The 437-nt window shown below is 64.8% G+C and carries 1 protein-coding gene; it reads left to right on the top strand.

Features of this window, described 5'->3' with window-relative positions; all coding sequences use genetic code 11:
- On the top strand, positions 1-277 hold a 277-nt coding region (locus tag AC1DHL_RS29925; protein WP_478164356.1), incomplete at its 5' end, for an N-formylglutamate amidohydrolase.
- Positions 278-437: the final 160 nt, after the last annotated feature.

Here is a 437-nt window from a genome sequence, read left to right as displayed (position 1 = left end):
TGACGGCACCACCTGCGACACGCGTTTCACCGACCGGGTGGAAGGCGTGCTCAAGGAGATGGGCTACGACGTCTGGCGCAACCACCCCTACAAGGGCGTGGAGATCGTGCGGGTGCTGGGCCAGCCCCAGGCCAACCGCAACAGCCTGCAGCTTGAGATCAATCGCAAGCTGTACATGGATGAAGTCGGCCTCGCGCCCAACGCCGGCTTCGACAAGCTCAAGCGCGACCTCAACGCGCTGATGGACGACCTGCTGCGCTTCACGCGCACCGCCTGAGGTCTTCCCCAAGGTCATCCCTGACCGTTCCCGCCCGCGCTCGCGGGCGGGGATCATTCCATCGCGTGCACTGCATCGGGGTTCGCCTGACTTGCGCCGCGTGCGCCTTTTCTGATATTGGAACGACGCCGATCCCGCATGAACGCAGCGTGATCACGGC

The organism is Variovorax sp. 10L426 (genome assembly GCF_056395305.1).
Note: the sequence above shows the minus strand (reverse complement) of the source record. Positions and strands in the feature narration are given on the sequence as shown.